The 18,115-nt window shown below is 63.1% G+C and carries 18 protein-coding genes; 8 read left to right on the top strand and 10 right to left on the bottom strand.

What is annotated here, in order from left to right; genetic code table 11:
- Positions 1–50: 50 nt before the first annotated feature.
- The 4 genes from NKI66_RS23455 to NKI66_RS23440 form a co-directional block, all read right to left on the bottom strand.
- Complete coding sequence (locus NKI66_RS23455) at positions 51–1,034, bottom strand: 2-hydroxyacid dehydrogenase (protein ID WP_352753156.1); 984 nt, start codon at positions 1,032–1,034, stop codon at positions 51–53.
- Positions 1,031–2,053 carry a LacI family DNA-binding transcriptional regulator gene (locus NKI66_RS23450; RefSeq protein WP_352673202.1) on the bottom strand — a complete coding sequence of 341 codons (1,023 nt, stop codon included), beginning with the start codon at positions 2,051–2,053 and terminating at the stop codon, positions 1,031–1,033. The genes NKI66_RS23455 and NKI66_RS23450 overlap by 4 nt, the downstream gene beginning before the upstream one ends.
- Before the next feature lie 77 nt (positions 2,054–2,130).
- Positions 2,131–3,015 (bottom strand): DMT family transporter, encoded by an 885-nt coding sequence (locus NKI66_RS23445; RefSeq protein WP_352753153.1) that lies wholly within the window; start codon positions 3,013–3,015, stop codon positions 2,131–2,133.
- A 192-nt stretch (positions 3,016–3,207) separates the two neighbouring features.
- Complete coding sequence (locus tag NKI66_RS23440; protein WP_352753151.1) at positions 3,208–3,615, bottom strand: DUF2000 family protein; 408 nt, start codon at positions 3,613–3,615, stop codon at positions 3,208–3,210.
- 48 nt (positions 3,616–3,663) lie between these two features.
- On the opposite strand from NKI66_RS23440, the gene NKI66_RS23435 reads away from it, so the two are divergent.
- Positions 3,664–4,533: an AraC family transcriptional regulator gene (locus NKI66_RS23435; protein WP_352442661.1), complete on the top strand. Its 870-nt coding sequence runs from the start codon at positions 3,664–3,666 to the stop codon at positions 4,531–4,533.
- 24 nt (positions 4,534–4,557) lie between these two features.
- On the opposite strand, the gene NKI66_RS23430 is transcribed toward NKI66_RS23435, so the two are convergent.
- Together NKI66_RS23430 and NKI66_RS23425 are read right to left on the bottom strand one after the other, a co-directional pair.
- A complete protein-coding gene (locus tag NKI66_RS23430; RefSeq protein ID WP_352753148.1) occupies positions 4,558–5,028 on the bottom strand; it encodes a MarR family winged helix-turn-helix transcriptional regulator in 471 nt (156 codons plus the stop codon).
- A 213-nt stretch (positions 5,029–5,241) separates the two neighbouring features.
- On the bottom strand, positions 5,242–5,973 hold the full coding sequence (locus NKI66_RS23425) for an intradiol ring-cleavage dioxygenase (RefSeq protein WP_352442659.1): 732 nt from the start codon (positions 5,971–5,973) through the stop codon (positions 5,242–5,244).
- A gap of 201 nt (positions 5,974–6,174) precedes the next feature.
- On the opposite strand from NKI66_RS23425, the gene NKI66_RS23420 reads away from it, so the two are divergent.
- From NKI66_RS23420 to NKI66_RS23410, 3 genes are all read left to right on the top strand, one after another.
- Positions 6,175–7,227, top strand: coding sequence for a CobW family GTP-binding protein (locus tag NKI66_RS23420; protein ID WP_352753146.1), 1,053 nt, complete (start codon positions 6,175–6,177; stop codon positions 7,225–7,227).
- Between the two features lie 23 nt (positions 7,228–7,250).
- Positions 7,251–7,427 carry a type II toxin -antitoxin system TacA 1-like antitoxin gene (locus tag NKI66_RS23415; RefSeq protein ID WP_128302783.1) on the top strand — a complete coding sequence of 59 codons (177 nt, stop codon included), beginning with the start codon at positions 7,251–7,253 and terminating at the stop codon, positions 7,425–7,427.
- A gap of 146 nt (positions 7,428–7,573) precedes the next feature.
- Positions 7,574–8,548 (top strand): WD40 repeat domain-containing protein, encoded by a 975-nt coding sequence (locus NKI66_RS23410; RefSeq protein WP_352672720.1) that lies wholly within the window; start codon positions 7,574–7,576, stop codon positions 8,546–8,548.
- Positions 8,549–8,554: 6 nt separating this feature from the next.
- Here the strand turns inward: NKI66_RS23410 and NKI66_RS23405 are convergent, their stop codons facing one another.
- Positions 8,555–9,007 (bottom strand): hypothetical protein, encoded by a 453-nt coding sequence (locus NKI66_RS23405; protein WP_023813615.1) that lies wholly within the window; start codon positions 9,005–9,007, stop codon positions 8,555–8,557.
- Between the two features lie 156 nt (positions 9,008–9,163).
- On the opposite strand from NKI66_RS23405, the gene NKI66_RS23400 reads away from it, so the two are divergent.
- The 4 genes from NKI66_RS23400 to NKI66_RS23385 all read left to right on the top strand — a co-directional run bounded on the left by NKI66_RS23400 (position 9,164) and on the right by NKI66_RS23385 (position 14,749).
- Positions 9,164–10,543: an aspartate aminotransferase family protein gene (locus NKI66_RS23400; RefSeq protein ID WP_352753145.1), complete on the top strand. Its 1,380-nt coding sequence runs from the start codon at positions 9,164–9,166 to the stop codon at positions 10,541–10,543.
- Positions 10,544–10,575: 32 nt separating this feature from the next.
- On the top strand, positions 10,576–11,961 hold the full coding sequence (locus NKI66_RS23395) for a glutamine synthetase family protein (protein WP_352753165.1): 1,386 nt from the start codon (positions 10,576–10,578) through the stop codon (positions 11,959–11,961).
- Between the two features lie 86 nt (positions 11,962–12,047).
- Positions 12,048–13,283, top strand: a complete 1,236-nt coding sequence (locus NKI66_RS23390) for a putative DNA modification/repair radical SAM protein (RefSeq protein ID WP_352753144.1) — start codon at positions 12,048–12,050, stop codon at positions 13,281–13,283.
- Positions 13,284–13,285: 2 nt separating this feature from the next.
- Positions 13,286–14,749: a UdgX family uracil-DNA binding protein gene (locus tag NKI66_RS23385; protein ID WP_128302780.1), complete on the top strand. Its 1,464-nt coding sequence runs from the start codon at positions 13,286–13,288 to the stop codon at positions 14,747–14,749.
- 63 nt (positions 14,750–14,812) lie between these two features.
- On the opposite strand, the gene NKI66_RS23380 is transcribed toward NKI66_RS23385, so the two are convergent.
- The 3 genes from NKI66_RS23380 to guaD all read right to left on the bottom strand — a co-directional run bounded on the left by NKI66_RS23380 (position 14,813) and on the right by guaD (position 18,115).
- Positions 14,813–16,078 carry a glycerate kinase type-2 family protein gene (locus NKI66_RS23380; protein ID WP_352753142.1) on the bottom strand — a complete coding sequence of 422 codons (1,266 nt, stop codon included), beginning with the start codon at positions 16,076–16,078 and terminating at the stop codon, positions 14,813–14,815.
- The gene (locus NKI66_RS23375; protein ID WP_023813621.1) at positions 16,075–16,578 is read right to left on the bottom strand and encodes a heme-degrading domain-containing protein; all 504 of its coding nucleotides are present in this window, start codon (positions 16,576–16,578) and stop codon (positions 16,075–16,077) included. Before NKI66_RS23375 ends, NKI66_RS23380 begins: the two co-directional genes overlap by 4 nt.
- 220 nt (positions 16,579–16,798) lie before the next feature.
- Positions 16,799–18,115 carry a guanine deaminase gene (gene guaD, locus NKI66_RS23370; RefSeq protein WP_023813622.1) on the bottom strand — a complete coding sequence of 439 codons (1,317 nt, stop codon included), beginning with the start codon at positions 18,113–18,115 and terminating at the stop codon, positions 16,799–16,801.

The following is an 18,115-nucleotide window of genomic DNA, read 5'->3' as shown; positions in this document are numbered from 1 at the left end:
TTGAAGAATGATTCCAAAGGGTTAAGCTGACGTTAATAAGTGAGGCAGCCTCAAGCTCGCGCCTTGACTTCCGCCGTCTCGGGCACCGGGGTCAGCGGACGGCGCTCGGTGAACCAGGACACCAGATTGTCGACGCAGAGATCCGCCATGGCGCGGCGGGTATGGTCCGAGGCCGAGCCGACATGCGGCAGTAGCGAGGTGTTGGGCGCGTCGAGCAGCGCCTTGGGCACGTTCGGTTCGTAGGCAAAGACGTCGAGGCCGGCGGCGGCGATGATGCCGGTGGCGAGGGCTGCCGCAAGCGCCGCCTCGTCAACCGTGCTGCCGCGACCGATGTTGACGAAGACGCCGTTGGCGCCAAGCGCCGACAGGATCTCGGCATTGACCGCCTTCTCCGTCGAGTCGCCCCCCGGCACGACCGAAATCAGCGTATCGACGGCTTCGGCAAGTCCTTTCAGGGTCGCATGGTACTGGTATGGAAGACCTTCGACACGGCGCCGGTTGTGGTAGGCGACCGGCAAGCCAAAAGCTTCCAGACGCCGGGCGATGGCCTGCCCAATGCGGCCCATGCCGAAAATACCCACACTGCGCCCGCGCAAGGTCAGCCGGCTCAGCGGATAGTTGCCGTTGCGCACCCAGCTGCCGTCGCGCAGCCAGGTTTCGGCGCGCGGCAGGTCGCGGATGGTGTTGATCAACAGCCCGATCGTGGTATCGGCGACCTCCTCGGTCAACACGTCGGGCGTGTTGGTAACCATGATGTTCTTCGCTCGGGCATGGCCGACATCGACCGAATCATAGCCGACGCCAAAGGAGGCGATGAGCTCGAGGTTGGGCAATGCATCCATCATCGCCGCGTCGATGCCGGCAAACGAAGCGATGCCGCGCACATCACTGCGCATCTCGTCGGTGACGAGCGCCGGATCGGCGCGTTCGATTCTGACACGCCTGAACGTGCGGTTGATGCGGTCGACCGCATGGTCGTTGAAATCGCCCGGCACCAGGATGGCGACGGATTGCAGCTGTTCGGCCTTGGTCATACACGCTCCACCGGCTTGCCGGTCGACTGACGCACATGCAGTTCCGGCTTGATCAATTCCTGCGAGGGCCGCACCGTCTGGCCGTTGAGCTTGTCGAGCAGCGCGCTGGCGGCGCGGCGGCCAACCTCGCGCTGGCCGTTCCAGACAGTGGTCAGCGCCGGCGTCGCGATCGCCGCTTCCTCAAGGTCATCATAGCCGGTAACGGAGATGTCGACGCCGGGCACAAGGCCGGCACGGGCAATGCCGTTCATGAGGCCGATGGCGACAAGGTCGTTCCAGCAGCAGGCAGCCGTCGGCCTGTCCTTCAGCGCCAGGAACTGTCCGGCGGCCTCGAAGCCGGCCTGCTTGGTGCGCGGCCCGGCGATGCGCCATGACGACCTGACTTCCAGCCCGGCCGCCTCCATCGCATTGACATAGCCCTGGTAGCGGTCACGGCCGGTCGAGGTCTGGTCGGTGCCGCCGATCATGGCGATGCGCTTGTGGCCGAGCGAGATCAGATGGTTGGTGGCGAGACCTGTCCCGTAAGAGTCGTCGCCGCGAAAGACCGGCACGTCGGCACCCTCGACGGTGCGCGCGATCAGCACAGCGGGGAGGCCGTTCTCCTCGGCCATCAGGATATCGGAAGCCGGCGTGCCTATCGCCGGCGACATGATGACGCCGTCGGCGCCGAGCTGCAAAAGCGTATCGATGAAGGTGCGCTGCTTTTCGAGCTGATCATAGTGGTTGGACAGGATGAAGGTCTGCCGGCTGCGGTCGAGCTCGCTTTCGATCGAGCGCAGGATCTCGGCGAAGAATGGGTTCATGATGTCGTGGACGACGACGCCGACAATGCCGGAACGCGAGGTGCGCAGGCTGGCGGCGCGTCGGTTGTAGATATAGCCGATGGCGCGGGCATGTTCCTTGATGCGGTCACGGGTGGTCCCGGCAACCAGAGGGCTGTCGCGCAGCGCCAGCGAGACCGTGGCCGTGGACACGCCGAGCGCATCCGCGATCGTCGAAAGCTTGATTTTTTGTGCCAGCGACGTGTGCTCCCCGGACCTGAACTTCCAGACCTAAACTGTTTAAAGGCGGCGTTATGCCACCGATCGGGGGCAAATCAAAGTTTTTTTGCCAACGCTTCGGCCTCGACATCCGAGGCCGCGCGGCTCCGCAGCCGAAGCCTATGCTCGCGATGGACGATGTAGAGACCGCTGGCGACGATGATGGCGGCGCCGACCAATGTCCAGCGGTCGGGAAACTGCTTGAAGACGATCCAGCCGGAAATGATCATCCACACCATCTGCGAATAGGGATAGGGCGCCAAAGCCGTGGTTGTCGCCAGCCGGTAGGCCTGGACCAGCAGCCAGTGACCGACGCCGCCGAACACGCCGAGCATCAGCAGCACGAACCAGTGCCAGCCATTATGCGGCAGGGAAAACGAAAACGGCAGCAGGGGCAACAGCAGCAGCGCCGGCGCCAGCGCCGAAAACAGGATGAGGCTCTCCGATGTCTCGGTCGCCGACATGCGGCGCGTCATGATGACGTAGAAGCAGTTCGACAGCATCGAGCCGAGCGCGAAGAGATGTCCGATGCCGAAAACGCCGACGCCCGGCCGGGTGATGATGAGGACGCCGGCAAAGGCCGCCAGGATGGCCAGCCAGCGCCGCCAGCCGGCCCACTCGCCAAGCAGCGGACCGGCCAGTGCCGTGATCACCATCGGCCCGAAGAAATAGATCGAGGTTGTCTCGGCCAATTGCAGGGATTTGAGCGCCAAGACATTGAATATGGTCGATCCGAACAGGAACGCGCCACGCAAGATATGCGCCGGCAGGTTGACCGGACGAAACCGCACCGGTTCGCGCCAGCCGCGCAGCAGCGCGCCGACCAGCACCACATGCACGGCGAAGCGCACCCAGGCAACGACCAGCACGGAAACGCCGGCAAGGACGAGGTATTTGCTTGATGTGTCGAGGAAGGTGAAGCAGACATAGGTGGAAAGCATGCACAGGATCGCCACCGGGGGCGTCGCGCTTTCTACATGTCTTTGGGGAGCACTCACTTGCAGGCCGGGTGGGAAGCTAGGCTGGAGCCCACCTTTGCGGGAATTGCCGGGTCCCGGCAAGCCAATTGTCGCCAGCCGCGACGTGAAAGCCTGCTGGCACAACAAGAGCCGCCGGCAGGCGTAGTGCCTTGGCTAGGCGTGCATGCGGGCGCCCTTGGTGATTTTATCGACCAGTTTCTTGTCGGCGCGAAGCGCGATCCCGACCACCTTGGCGTCTTCAGGCGCGAATTCGGCGAAGACGGCACGGTTGGCCGCGTCAAAGCCGGTCGAAAACATCTCCTCGACATAGAGCGAGGTGGTCACGCCGCGCTCCAGTGTGCGCCGATGGATGGCCCCCAACGTTGTCTGGTCGGCGGACAAAACGATGACCGGCTGGATCGACAGCGGGTTGTAGAGATTGCCGGCGCGGTCGCGATAGGGTTCACCGATGATATCGGGAAACTGCGCGACGATGCCGCTGGTCAGGAAAGCGGTGACGTTGAGTTTCTGCCAGACCGGCAGATCTTCCCCGAGCACGATTGCAAATTTCGTATCGAACATGAGACATTGGCCATTCGGTTGTGCCCCAATGCGAGGCTGAAGGAGACGATGTCGCACGATCTAGACAGCCAGGCTTTCAAGGGTCTTGGACGTTTGTGCGTCGATGCGGCGGAAAACCGTATCATCTCCGCCCCCGATCCCGCAGGCATGGAGCGGATCGAGGCGCGCTTCCGTGGCAGCGCGTTCGACCTGCATCGCCACGACACCTATGCGATCGGGGTGACGCTGCACGGTGTGCAGACGTTTCGCTATCTCGGCGCTGCGCGCCACAGCCTTCCGGGACAGATCATCGTTCTGCATCCCGACGAGTTGCATGACGGCGGCGCCGGCACCGAGGACGGCCTGCGCTACCGAATGCTCTATCTGGAGCCGTCGCTGATGCTCGCCTGTCTTGGCGGCGCTTCGCTGCCTTTTGTCAGGGATGGCGTGGTGACGGACGCCGCCTTTTGCGCAACGCTGCTTTCGGCGCTGGGTCCGCTGGAGCAGGAACTCGACGAGTTGTTCGTCGACGACTTCCTGACGCAACTGATGCAAAGCCTGATCCGGCATGGCGGCCAGTCGGCGAAGCCGATGACCAGGACGGCGTGGCGGGCGGCTGCGCTGGCGCGCGACTATCTCACGGAAAACCTGAACCGGCCGGTGCGCTCCGGTGAACTGGAAGCGGTAACCGGGCTTGATCGCTATGCCTTGTCACGGCATTTCCGTGCCGCTTTCTCCACCAGTCCACATCGCTTCCTGGTGATGCGCCGGCTTCAGCGCGCGCGGCGGATGATCGCCGCCGGCGAACCATTAGCACAGATCGCGGTCGAAGCCGGCTTCAGCGACCAGAGCCATTTCATCAGGCAATTCAAGAAGGCGTTCGGCATGACACCGGGACGCTGGTCGTCGCTGATCCAGGGCTCTGCCGCGGCGGCCTGATCGCCTGCCGCGACAATCCGCCGGTCAGCCGTCCGATTCGGGGTCGTCGTCGATGAGCACCAGTTCCTCGTTCGAGAGGTTGGCCTCGATGCGGGCAAGCAGTTTGAACAGCGACTTCTGGTCCTTCTTGTCGAGGCCCTTCAGCGCCTGCTTTTCGGTCTTCTTCACCGATTTCTCGATGGCGTGGATGATGTCGCGACCGGTGTCGGTGAGGAAGATATGCGCCTGACGGGCATCGGCCGACGAAGCGCGCTTCTCCAGAAAACCCTGCGCCTGCAGCCGGTTGATAGTCTTGGTGATGGTCGGCGGGCGCACGCCGAGGCGTCCGGCCAGATTGCCAGGCGTCTGGCCGTCCTCACGGTCGAGCGACAGCATGATCTGGTCCTGGCCGGCATAGAAGCCGTGCGCCAGAAGCCGCGCCGCCAGCGCCGTTCTTGCCAGCCTTGCCGCCGAATGCAGCCGGCTCATTGTCGCAGTCTTGTCCGCCTTGGCCATGGTCTTCCCTCTTCGGCCGTACCGGTGCGGGCAGCATAGAGGCAGCCGGCCGGTTGGCAATCGACGATCAAAAAGATTCCGGTGCTTCAAACAGCTTTGCCGGCAAGCATTGTGGTCCGCCGTGGCTAATGCCAGATGTTTATTTCAGTTAGATGACAAACGAATTCCCCGTCGGAGTTTTCGTCGCCAGCAGGGTGGTGGCGTGACCGCCGCTCAGCCGGGCTTCACCGCTACGATCATCAGCGCCTGATAGGCATCCTCCAGCTCGCGCAGCGCGGCCTGCGATTGCGGTCCGGCCTGCCTGGCTATGCCGTCCGCGGCATTCGAGGTGTCGCGCTTGCCCGGCCGGTCGTTGTAGGGTGCGACCGTGGTGAAAATCTGCTCGCTGAGGCTGTCGGGGAAGAACAACTGTCCGGTCATCACCGAACTGTCGTTAGGGAAGATCTTGAAATGGATATGGGTGGTGCGGCCGCGATACCAGCCGGGATAGATGGTGGCGAAGGAAACGATGCCGCTCGCGTCGGTCCTTTGCCAACCACGCAGGAAGGTCCGGCCCGACGTGTCGACGTCGCGGTCGTCACCCTGTCTGGGATAGCCGGAATAGGCGCCTTGCGCGTCGCAATGCCAGATGTCGACGCGGGCGCCGGCAAGTGGGCGGCAGTCCGCGTCGACAACCTGCAGCCGAACGCCAAGGGCTATGCCCTTCTTGCCTTCGGTGACGTCCGCACGTTCGAGTTTCGGGTCGAAATAGAACGGCCCCTCGGTCACTTCAGGCGTAATGGTGCAGACACCGGCGCCGTTTTCGAACAAGGCCAGTCCGGCATAGGGTAAAGTCTGGTCTGCAATCGCGGCGGCGGGCAGGAAGGCACCACCGCCGGCGGTGACCGCGATCAAACCGAGCGCCTGGCGCCGGCTCATTGAGAAGGAGGATGGCTTGCCGGACATATCTTGCCTCTCGAATTGGCCTCTCGTATCCTGATCTAAGCGGTCACAGCGGCTCTCGCCAATGAAAATTCAGCAATGTCGGCAAGCCGGTTTGGCCCATCGGTTTGCCCCGTGCAAAAGCCCGACACACACCCTATATGGAGCCGACATTCCCTTTTTCTCAGGCCGAATTTTCGAGGCCCAGCACTTTCGAGGCAAGCCATGAGCGACGCACAGACGCAGATCCCCGTAACCGTTCTCACCGGCTATCTCGGCGCCGGCAAGACGACGCTGCTCAACCGCATCCTGTCGGAAAACCACGGCAAGCGCTACGCCGTTATCGTCAACGAATTCGGCGAAATCGGCATCGACAATGATCTGATCGTGGAATCCGACGAGGAAATCTACGAGATGAACAATGGCTGCATCTGCTGCACGGTGCGCGGCGACCTGATCCGTGTCGTCGAGAGCCTGATGCGCCGGCCAGGCCGCTTCGACGCCATCGTGGTCGAGACCACCGGGCTCGCCGATCCGGTGCCGGTGGCGCAGACCTTCTTCATGGACGACGACGTGCGCTCCAAGACCAGGCTTGACGCGGTGGTGGCGCTGGTCGACGCCAAGCATCTGCCGTTACGGCTCAAGGATTCCAGGGAAGCCGAAGACCAGATCGCCTTCGCCGACGTCGTCGTGCTCAACAAGACCGACCTCGTCACATCAGAAGAGCTCGCCAAGGTCGAGGCGACGATCCGCGCCATCAATCCGGCGGCGAAGATCCATCGCACGACGCGAGCCGGCGTCGCGCTGACCGAGGTGCTCGACCGCGGGGCCTTCGACCTGTCGAGGGCACTGGAAAACGACCCGCATTTCCTCGAGGCGCATGACGATCACGATCATCATGACCACGATCATGACGGTCACGATCACCACCACCACGATCATGACGGGCACCACCATCACGCTCATGCGTCCGACATCCATGACGTGACAGTGCAGTCGGTGTCGCTGCGCGGTGGCGAGATGGACCCGAAGAAATTCTTCCCGTGGATCGAGAAGATCACCCAGATGGAAGGTCCCAACATCCTGCGGCTGAAAGGCATCATCGCGCTCAAGGGCGACGACGAGCGCTATGTCATCCAGGGTGTCCACATGATCATCGAGGGCGACCACCAGCGCGCCTGGAAGGACGGCGAGAAGCATGAGAGCCGGCTGGTGTTCATCGGCCGCGAACTCGACGCCGAACGGCTGAGGAAGAGCTTTGACGCCTGCCAGGCGTAATTTTGCTCGGGTAGGAACAAGTGATGCCTAGATCGACCGATAGCATGACTGAGCATGAAGCCCAGCCCGCGATCGATGCCGCCGAGGTAGTGAGGGTGTCCGCCACCGATTTCGTGCGTATCCTCGATCTGCTGGAACGCCCGCCGAAGCCCAACGCCAAGCTACGCAAAGTGATAGCGGCGTTGCCAAACACACTGTAACGGCACCCGCTTAACGCGAGGAGTCGATCGCGAAACAGCGCGATCGAACATCCTTCGATGGCAACCCTTATGGTTGCCGGAACCGCAAACGTCGAGTAAGCCGCCGGGTTGTCTCTGCAATCTCGTCCAGGTGAATAAAGATAACCATGCCAACCGTCGCCCCGCTTGATCTCCAGGGACATTGCATCGCCGCCGTCTTTCTCGGTGACGTGCCGCATTTCGCGATGGCCGACGGCGTCGTCCATCGGCTCGACCATGGCCACAAGACAGTTCAGGCCAATGACGGGCTGCTGGCCGCCTTCCATGATGCGGCCAACGACCGGCTGATCACCGGCGGCGAGGACGGCAAGGTGTTTGCCGTGAAAGCGGGCGGCGAGGCCACGGAATTGGCAAGCGCCGCCAGGAAGTGGATCACCAGCGTTGCCGCCGGGCCGCAAGGCGCCATCGCCTATGCCTCAGGCAAGACCGCCTTCGTGCGCTTCGCCGACGGCAAGACCAGGGAATTCACCCATCCGCGTTCGGTCGAGGGCCTGGCCTTCTCGCCCAAGGGCATGCGCTTCGGCGTTGCCCGCTACAATGGCGCGACGCTGCATTTCCCCGCCGCCGAGGGCAAGCCGGTGGAACTCGAATGGGCCGGTGCCCACACCGGCGTCACCTTCTCGCCGGATGGCGCCTTCCTCGTCACCACCATGCAGGAAAACGCGCTGCACGGCTGGAAGCTCGCCGACGGCAAGCACATGCGCATGACCGGCTATCCCGGCAAGGTGAAAAGCCTGTCGTGGAGCGTGAAGGGCAAGTGGCTGGCGAGTTCCGGCGCGCCGGCGGCGATCGTCTGGCCGTTTTCGGGCAAGGATGGGCCGATGGGCAAGGCGCCGCTGGAACTCGGCACGCGAGGCAACGCCATGGTGACGGCTGTCGCCTGCCATCCGAGCCAAGATGTCGTCGCCATAGGCTATGATGACGGCATGGTGATGGCGGTGCGTTTTGCCGACGCCAAGGAAGTGCTGTTGCGACGGCCGGGCAAGGGCTCCATCACCTCGATGATGTGGGACAAGGAAGAACGCCGTGTCGCCTTCGGCAGTGCCGCCGGCGATTGCGGCGTCATCGACATCACGGCCTGACCCCGCTCACTCCGCTCCACACGACACTTTGCCGCTGATTTCAACCGGTTTGCCGTCCTGGTCCGTATCCGCCGCGGCGTCGTAGATGGAGAGCGTATAGCTCCCGTCATAGACGCCTTCGTCGCTGGTCTTGGTCAGGATCGTCAGTTCGATCGAGTTGATCTTTTGCGCGGCCTCGTGCTCACGATAGATGTTCAGCCGCAATTCCTTGCCGTCGAGCCAGTACTGCGTCAGGTTGGAATCCTCGAACACGGTCTTGCGCAGGCTGTCGCCGGCAGGCCGGCTCAGAATTTCGAGGTTGCCGCGAAAGTTGAAGGTCGGCCCGCCCATGCCTCTGGTGACGCCTGCCTCGACCTCGAATGTCGCCGCCGTGTCCTCGGTGGAGCACCAGATGCCGCCCGACGCAAAGGCAGCGCCAGCCGACGACAGAAGCATTGCCACACACATGATCGTTCTCATTTTGCCCCTCCACCTCAAATCCCGCTCATATTGGCGCTGACTTCGGCAGCACGGTCAAGCGCCGCTGCCAAAGGCTGAGCCAACGCAGGACAGATGCGCGGCCAATTGCGGATGCGGACACGGATTGGCTAAGAGGGATCGACCAGAGGGGTTTTCATGCACAGCGATATGTCCAAGACGTCCATCGGCGGCATCGGCCGCGACCGCATTGCCGATTTGCGCGAAACCGAGGGGGCAGCCTTCCGCAAGGCGCGGCCAAAATCGCAAGCCAAGATCGGCAACGGCCTGCCCGGCTTCTTCGGCGGCGTCCCGATGCACTGGATGAACGATTGGCCGACGCCGTTCCCGATCCTGGTCGACAGCGCCAGGGGTGCCACGATCACCGATATCGACGGAAACAAGCTCGACGATTTCTGCCTTGGAGACACCGGCTCGATGTTCGGCCATTCGCCGCCACCGGTGGCACGCGCCATCCGCCGCCAGGCTGGACGCGGCCTGACCTATATGCTGCCTTCGGAAGATGCGCTGGCCATAGGGTCGCTGCTGCAGCAGCGCTTCGGCCTGCCGTTCTGGCAGATCGCGACGACGGCGACCGACGCCAACCGCTTTGCATTGCGCGTCGCCCGCGCAATCACCGGCCGCGAAAAAATCCTGGTCTTCAACGGTTGCTATCATGGCTCGGTCGACGAGACGATGGTGCGGCTGATCGACGGCAAGCCCGTCAACCGGCCGGGATTGGCCGGCGAGTTCCGCGACCTGACCCGCACGGCCAAGGTCATCGAGTTCAACGATGTTTCAGCACTCGAAGCCGCGCTTGGGGATAAGGATGTGGCCTGCGTCATTGCCGAACCGGTGCTGACCAACTCCTGTATGGTGCTGGCCGATCCGGGTTACCATGACGCCCTGCGCAAACTGACACGCCAAGCCGGCACGCTGCTTCTGATCGACGAGACGCACACGATCTCGACCGGCCCCGGCGGCTATACGAGGAAGTATGGCCTCGACCCGGACCTCTTCGTGCTGGGCAAGCCGATTGCCGGAGGTGTGCCGGCCAGTGTCTGGGGCATGAGCGACGACGTTGCCTCACGCTACGCGGATTACAACAGGACCAAGGAGCCGGGCTATTCCGGCATGGGCACGACGCTGTCGGCCAACCCGCTGCAGTTCGCGGCGATGCGCGCCACGCTCGAAGAGGTGATGACCGAGGGGAATTACGACCGGATGGATCATCTGGCGCGGCGGCTCGATGCCGGGCTGATCGGCGTGATCGATCGCTATCGCCTGCCCTGGCATGTTTCGCGCGTCGGCGCTCGTGTCGAGTTCATCTGTGCGCCCGGTCCGCTGCGCAATGGCGCCGAGGCGGAAGTGGCGCATGCACCGGAACTGGAGGCTGCCATCCATGTCGCGCTGGTCAATCGCGGCGTGCTGATCGCACCTTTCCACAACATGATGCTGATCTCGCCGGCGACCACTGGGACCCAGGTCAACCGGCTGATCACCGCCTTCGGCGCGGTTGCGGCAAAGCTTGCGGCATGAGACAAGCGGCGATGGTCCACCCCAATGCCATGATGACCTCACCTTCGGGCTCGACGTCAGCCGAGGCGCAAGCCTTTCTCGACGCCCATCCCGAGATCGAAGCCTTCGATATCGTGCTGACCGACGCCAATGGCGTCGGCCGTGGCAAGATCGTGCGCCGGCATGAGCTGAAAAGCATCTTCGAGGGCGGCCGCCATATGCCGATCTCGATCCTCGGCCTCGACATCACCGGCGAGGATGTGCACGAGACCGGGCTGATCTGGACTACCGGCGACGGCGACCTACGCGCCTGGCCGATCCCCGGCACGCTGGTGCCGCTCTACGGCACGAGCCCGCCGCGCGGCCAGTTGCTGATGGCGATGTACATGCTCGACGGCCGGCCGATGTCGTCGGACCCCCGGCTGGCGCTGGCGCGGCAAGTCGACATCCTGGCGGCCAAGGGTCTCTATCCGGCCGGCGCCTTCGAGCTCGAATTCTTCCTGCTGGCCAATGAGCGCGACGCCGACGGCAAGGTGCAGCCGGCGCGCGCGGTTCTCGATGGCCGCGTCTCGGGCAAGACCGAAGTCTATTCCGTCGATCATCTGCACGGCATGGAGCCGCTGTTTTCCGACATCTATGCGGCGGCCAAGGCGCAAGGCATTCCGGCCGAGACGGTGATTTCCGAATATGCGCCCGGCCAGTACGAATTGACGCTGAACTACCGCAAGGACGTGATGCGGGCGGCCGACGACCTGGTCATGCTGAAGCGGCTGGTGCGGGCGCAGGCGCGCCGCCATGGCGTTACCGCCTGTTTCATGGCCAAGCCGATTGAGAAATATGCCGGCTCGGGCATGCATTTCCACGTCTCGCTGCAGGACAAGGCCGGAAGAAACGTCTTTGCCGAAGCCGGTGGCGAGAGCTGGTCGCTGCCGCTGCTGCAGGGGCTTGGTGGCCTCATCCAGACGATGGCGGAATCGATGCTGGTGTTTGCGCCGCACGCCAATTCCTGGCGGCGTTTCGTATCGCAATCCTATGCGCCGGTGGCGCCGACCTGGGGCGTCAACAACCGCTCGGTGGCGCTACGCGTGCCGGCAGGCGACGCGAAGAACCGGCGCATCGAGCACCGCCCGTCCGGCGTCGACGCCAACCCCTATCTGATCGCCGCAACCGTGCTCGCCGGCATCATCAAGGGCATGGATGAAGGCCTCGATCCGGGACCCGAAACGACCGGCAACGGCTATGAGGCAGCGATCACGCGCACGACCATGCCGGTCGACTGGCGTGCCGCGATCGAAGCGGCGCGGACGTCCAGCTTCCTGAAGAACGCGCTCGGCGAGGACCTGCACCGGACCTTCGTGGCGATCAAGCAGTCCGAGTACCTGCGGGTGGCACGCACGGTCAGCGAACTGGATTACCACCTCTATCTGCACGAGGTTTGATGGGTTCATGATGGGCGGCGATCACTTTTTCGCCGCCTCCATTAAATGTGGTAGCGGATCTCCTGCTCAGAACATATCATGAACAGATGAGCGCACTTACCGTCCGTGAAAAGCTGGCGATTCTCTCCGACGCCGCCAAATACGATGCCTCCTGCGCCTCTTCCGGTGCGGCGAAAAAGGATTCGCTAAAATCGGGCGGCATCGGCTCTACCGAAGGCATGGGCGTCTGCCATTCCTACGCGCCGGACGGCCGCTGCATTTCGCTGCTGAAAATCCTGCTGACCAATTTCTGCATCTACGATTGCAGCTATTGCATCAACCGCTCGTCCTCCAATGTGCGGCGCGCCCGTTTCACCATCGAAGAGGTGGTGAAACTGACCATGGATTTCTACAGGCGCAACTATATCGAAGGCCTGTTCCTGTCCTCCGGCGTCGTCCGCTCACCGGACGAGACCATGGGCGAGATGGTCGAGGTGGCACGCCGGCTGCGCTTGGAGGAGAAGTTCTCCGGCTACATCCATCTGAAGACGATCCCGGAAAGTTCGGCGGAACTGGTCGAGAAGGCAGGGCTTTATGCCGACCGGCTGTCGATCAACGTTGAACTGCCGACCGATGAGGGCGTGAAGCGGCTGGCGCCCGAGAAGAAGCCGGAGACAATCCGGCTTTCCATGGCCAGGCTGCGCCAGAAGATGGAGGAGAAGGCTGAGCCGACTTTGAAGACCAAGAAGCGCGAACGCTTTGTGCCGGGCGGTCAGTCGACGCAGATGATCATCGGCGCCGACAAGACATCCGACGACGGCATCCTTCACACCAGCGCGCGGCTCTATGGCAGCTATCATCTGCGGCGCGTCTATTACTCGGCTTTCAGCCCCATTCCGGATTCGTCATCGTCGCTGCCCTTGCTGAAACCACCGCTGATGCGCGAGCACCGGCTCTATCAGGCCGACTGGCTGATGCGGTTCTATGGGTTTTCACAGCCGGAAATCCTTGCCGGGAGCAGCGACGGCATGCTCGATCTCGCCATAGACCCGAAGCTCGCCTGGGCGCTGCGCAACCGGGGACAGTTTCCGGTCGACATCAACCGCGCCGACCGCGAAGCGCTGCTGCGGGTGCCGGGTCTCGGCACCAAGGTGGTGGCGAAGATTTTGGAGACGCGCCGGCACCGGCGCATGCGGCTCGAGGACGTCGGACGGATCTGCCAGTCGGTCGCCAAGCTCAGGCCCTTCATCATCGCCGAAGGCTGGTCACCTGGTGCGCTGACCGACAAGGCCGGCCTGCGCGACAGGATCGCCTACTCCTGCGAACAATTATCGTTGTTTTGATCATGCGGCCGGCGCAACTCGATCTCGCCAGATACAGAGTTCGGCTCGACAGCGAGACGGATTTTGCCGGCTGGCGTGACGCGGCACGGCGGCTCGCCCTGAATGAGGTCAGGCCCGAGGACGTCGGCTGGCATGTCGCGCCGGGCTCTGATCAGGCAGAATTGCCTGAAGTGCCTGCGGGCGCGCAGCTCGTCGTGCCGCGCGACTTCATCGGGCATGCCGAAACGGCGTTCTGCCATTCCGATTCCGGCCGGTTTGCCTTTCTCTACAGAGTGCTTTGGCGATTGCGCGACGAGCCTAAACTGCTGGAAATCGCGTCGGATCCCGACACCAGGCGGCTTGAGACCATGGAAAAGGCGGTGCGGCGCGACAGCCACAAGATGCACGCCTTCGTGCGCTTCCGAAAAATCGGCGACGGTGCCGATGAGCGCTATGTCGCCTGGTTCGAGCCGGATCATTTCATCGTCGAGCGCAACGCCGATTTCTTCGTCAGGCGTTTCACCGGCATGCGCTGGACGATCCTGACGCCCTATGCCTCCGCCGATTGGGATGGCGAAAGGCTGGCGATGGGGCCGGGTGCTGCCAAGGGCGATGCGCCTGATCAAGACGACACCGAGGCGCTCTGGCGGACTTATTTCGAGAACATCTTCAACCCGGCGCGGCTGAAGGTGAAGGCGATGCAAAGGGAGATGCCAAAGAAATATTGGCGGAACCTTCCCGAGGCCTCGCTCATTCCAGACATGATCGCAGGAGCGGACAAGGCCGCCAAGGACATGATTGCGAAGATGCCGACAACACCCGCGCCGCACCACGCAAAGGTGCAGGCACGGCATTGGCCGAAGCAACAGCCTGCCGAGACGGCGGAGGACGATGCCGCAAGCACGATTTCCGAGTTGCGTGAGGTAGCGAAAGGCTGCCGTCGCTGCCCGCTTTGGCGCGACGCGACGCAGACCGTCTTCGGTGAGGGCCCCGACAATGCCAAAGTGATCTTCGTCGGCGAACAGCCGGGGGATCAGGAGGATCTCGCCGGCAAACCTTTCGTTGGTCCGGCCGGCAAGGTGTTCGATGCGATCCTGGACGATGCCGGTGTCGATCGGCAAAAGGTCTATGTCACCAACGCAGTCAAGCACTTCAAGTTCGAGCCGCGCGGCAAGCGCCGCATCCACTCCAAGCCGAATTCCGGTGAGATTCAGGCCTGCCGCTGGTGGATCGACCAAGAATTCGAGCTGATCAAGCCTAACCTCGCCGTGGCACTCGGCGCGACAGCGGCGATGTCGCTGCTCGGCAAGGCGATCCCGGTGACAAAGATGCGCGGACAAGTGATCGAGCGCGAGGACGGATTGCGCGTGTTCATCACCATCCATCCCTCCTTCATCCTGCGCATCCACGATCGGGCGGACAAGGAAGCCGAACGCGAACGGTTCCTGCAGGATATGAAGCTGGTGAAGCGGCTGATGGCCGCCTGATCAGTTTTGTTTTTGCGCGATTCCAGACGGAAAACCGCTTCACACTTCCTGGAATTGCTTCAGCTACCTGATCAGAATTGCCCTGAGATCGTTGACATTCGTACCGGTCGGGCCGGGTACGAAAAGATCGCCAACCGCGTTGAAGGCCGTCCAGGCATTGTTGCCGGCAAGCATAGCCTTGGCGTCCACCCCGGCTGCGCGCATGCGCGATACGGTCGAGCCATCGGCGAAGGCGCCGGCATTGTCTTCCGAACCGTCGATGCCGTCGGTGTCGGCGGCCAGCGCGTGAATGCCGTCGACGCCATTGATGCCGATGGCGAAGGCCAGCAGGAATTCCGAATTGCGGCCGCCCTTGCCTTTTGCGCGCAGCGTCACGGTTGTCTCGCCGCCCGACAGGATGAGCACCGGCTTTGGAAATGGTCGGTTGCGCGTCGCCACTTCGCGCGCGATCGCGGCATGGACGCCGCCCACCTCGCGTGCTTCGCCCTCGATGGCATCGGAGAGGATAACGGCCTCGACACCCTGCCGTTTCGCTTCCGCAGCGGCGGCTTCCAGCGATACCCCGGCCGAAGCGATCAGATGCACCTCGTTGCGCGAAAAACACTCGTCATCCGGGCTTGGCGCATCGGCGGCCGGCGAATTGATATGCGCCATCACCGAGGCCGGCAGTTTCATGTCATAGGCCGATATCGAGGCCAGCGCGTCTGCGCGGCTGCCTGTATCCGGTACGGTTGGGCCGGAGGCGACCATTGCCGGATTGTCGCCGGGAATATCGGAGACGATCAGCGACACCACCCTGGCCGGCCATGCGGCCGCTGCCAGCCTGCCGCCCTTGATGGTGGAAAGGTGCTTGCGGATGGTGTTCATCGCCGCGATCGGCGTACCCGAGGCGAGCAGCGCCTCATTGACGGCGATCTCGTCGGCCAGCGTCAAGCCGCCGGCGGGCGACGGCAACAGCGCCGATCCGCCGCCGGAAATCAGCGCCACCACTAGGTCATCCTCAGTCAGCCCCTGGACCTTGGCGAGCAGGCGCCGCGAGGCTTCCAGACCGGCAGCGTCCGGCACCGGATGAGCCGCCTCGATGATCTCGATGCGCTCGCAGGTCGCGCCATAGCCATAGCGGGTGACGACCAGCCCTTCGATCGGGCCGGCCCACACTTTCTCGAACGCTGCCGCCATCTGCGCCGAGCCTTTGCCCGCGCCGATGACGATGGTACGGCCCTTTGGCTTGGCCGGCAGATGATCCCGGATGGTTCGTTCCGGATCGGCGGCGGCAACGGCGGCGTTGAAGATGGAGGTCAGGAAGGCCTTGGGATTGAGCACGGTCATTCGGCGTCCCGAGGCAATGCCAGGCCGCGCTTGTCGACGCCCAAATGATCGCACAGCGCATCGACGACGACGCCGTGATCCTCGCGCTCCGGCAGTCCGGAGACGGCGATCACCCCGATGACGCCGGCGCCCTTGACGGTCACCGGAAAGCCACCGCCGGCCAGCACGTAGTCGGCAATATCCAGCCCTTCGCCGATCTTGAAGCTGCGGTCCGGGCGCTGCTGTTCCAACACCATACGATAGGTGCTTCTCAGGAACCGCTTGACCACATTGGTCTTGCGTCGCGCCCAGTCGGGATTGGAAGCATTCGAGCCCGGCAGCGCGACATAGAACAGCGGCCGGTCCCACAGCCTGATGTCGACTATGATGGGCAGTTTCTCGGCAATTGCACGATCGCGAATGGCGGAGCCGACTTTGAAAGCGACGGCCTCGTCGAAGGTGGCGAAGACAAGGGTCTCTTCCTGTCTCTTGATCAGAGCGATGTCGTCAGCAACGGCCATTTTCTTTCTCCGAAATCGTCACACGTCGTGTGTACGACAAGCTTCGCTCGGTCAAGCTTCCGTGGAGCGGCCCCCTCATCCGGCCGCTTCGCGGCCACCTTCTCCCCGGTGGGGAGAAGAGGAAAGCGTCGACGCTGGCGATCTCCTCTCCCCTCGGGGAGAGGTCGGATTGCCCCGAATTGCCCTCCGCAATTCAGTTGGCAATCCGGGTGAGGGGGTCTTACCCCGCGATCATATCGCTCTTCGCTGGCCGCCCCGCCACATAGACTTCGCGGACAGTGCGGTCGTCACCCAGCGTTTGCAGGAGAAACAGTTCCTGCGCCAGCGTCTCGACGGTCTCCATTCTGAGCCGCATCGCCGGTGTCGCCCCGGCGTCGAGCACGACGATGTCGGCATCGCTGCCTTCATCCAGCGTGCCGATCTTGTCCGCCACCGACAGTGCCTCGGCATTGCCGCGCGTCATCTGCCAGAAGGACTGGAGCGGGTTGAGCTTCTCGCCGTTCAGCGCGATCACCTTGTAGCCCTCGTCCATGGTGCGCAGCATGGAGTAGTTGGTGCCGCCGCCGACATCGGTGGCAGCTGCGATCCGGACCGGCTTGCCGCGGCGCCGGAAGCGCTGGTAGTCGAACAGGCCGGAACCGAGGAACAGGTTGGAGGTCGGGCAGAACACCGCCACCGAGCCACTGTCGGAAAGCGCATCCGCTTCGCGCTCCGAGAGATGGATGCAGTGCCCGAACAGGCTCTTTTTGCCCAACAGCCCGTAGTGCTCGTAAACGTCGGTATAGTCGCGCGACCACGGGTAGAGTTCCTGCGTGAAACCGATTTCGGCGTGGTTTTCCGACAGATGCGTCTGCATGTGCAGGTCGGGATGTTCGCGGCACAGCGTCCCGGCCATCTCCATCTGCTCCGGCGACGAGGTGATGGCGAAGCGCGGCGTGATGGCATAAAGCTGCCGTCCCTTGCCATGCCATTCCTTGATCAGCGCCTTCGTGTCGTCGTAACCCGATTGCGGTGTGTCGAGCACGCCGTCGGGCGCATTGCGATCCATCATCACCTTGCCGGCAATGTTGAGCATGTTGCGGTCATGCGACTCGGCGAAAAAGGCTTCGGCTGAAGCCTTGTGCACCGAGCAGTAGGCGGCGACCGTCGTTGTACCGTGGCGCACCATTTCGTCGAGGAACAGCCGCGCGATGCGGCGGCCGTGCTGGGCGTTGGCGAACTTCGTTTCCTCCGGAAAAGTGTAGGTTTTCAACCAGTCGAGCAGTTCTGCGCCATAGGAGGCGATGACCTGCATCTGCGGAAAATGCACATGGGCATCTATAAAGCCGGGCAGCAGCAGATGCGGCCGGTGGTCGATTTTCTTCGCCGTCTCGCCGGCCTGCTTTTCAACATCGGCATAGGTGCCCGCAGCGACGATCCGGCCGTCGCGGATCAGCAGGCCGCCATCCTCCTCGTAACGCCAGGCGGAATGATCGTCGATGGTCTGCGGCCAGCGCACGAAGGACAGCGTGCGGCCGCGCAGAAGTGTCGAGTTCAT

Source organism: Mesorhizobium sp. M0518 (assembly GCF_040321125.1).
Lineage (GTDB): Bacteria > Pseudomonadota > Alphaproteobacteria > Rhizobiales > Rhizobiaceae > Mesorhizobium.
Note: the sequence above shows the minus strand (reverse complement) of the source record. Positions and strands in the feature narration are given on the sequence as shown.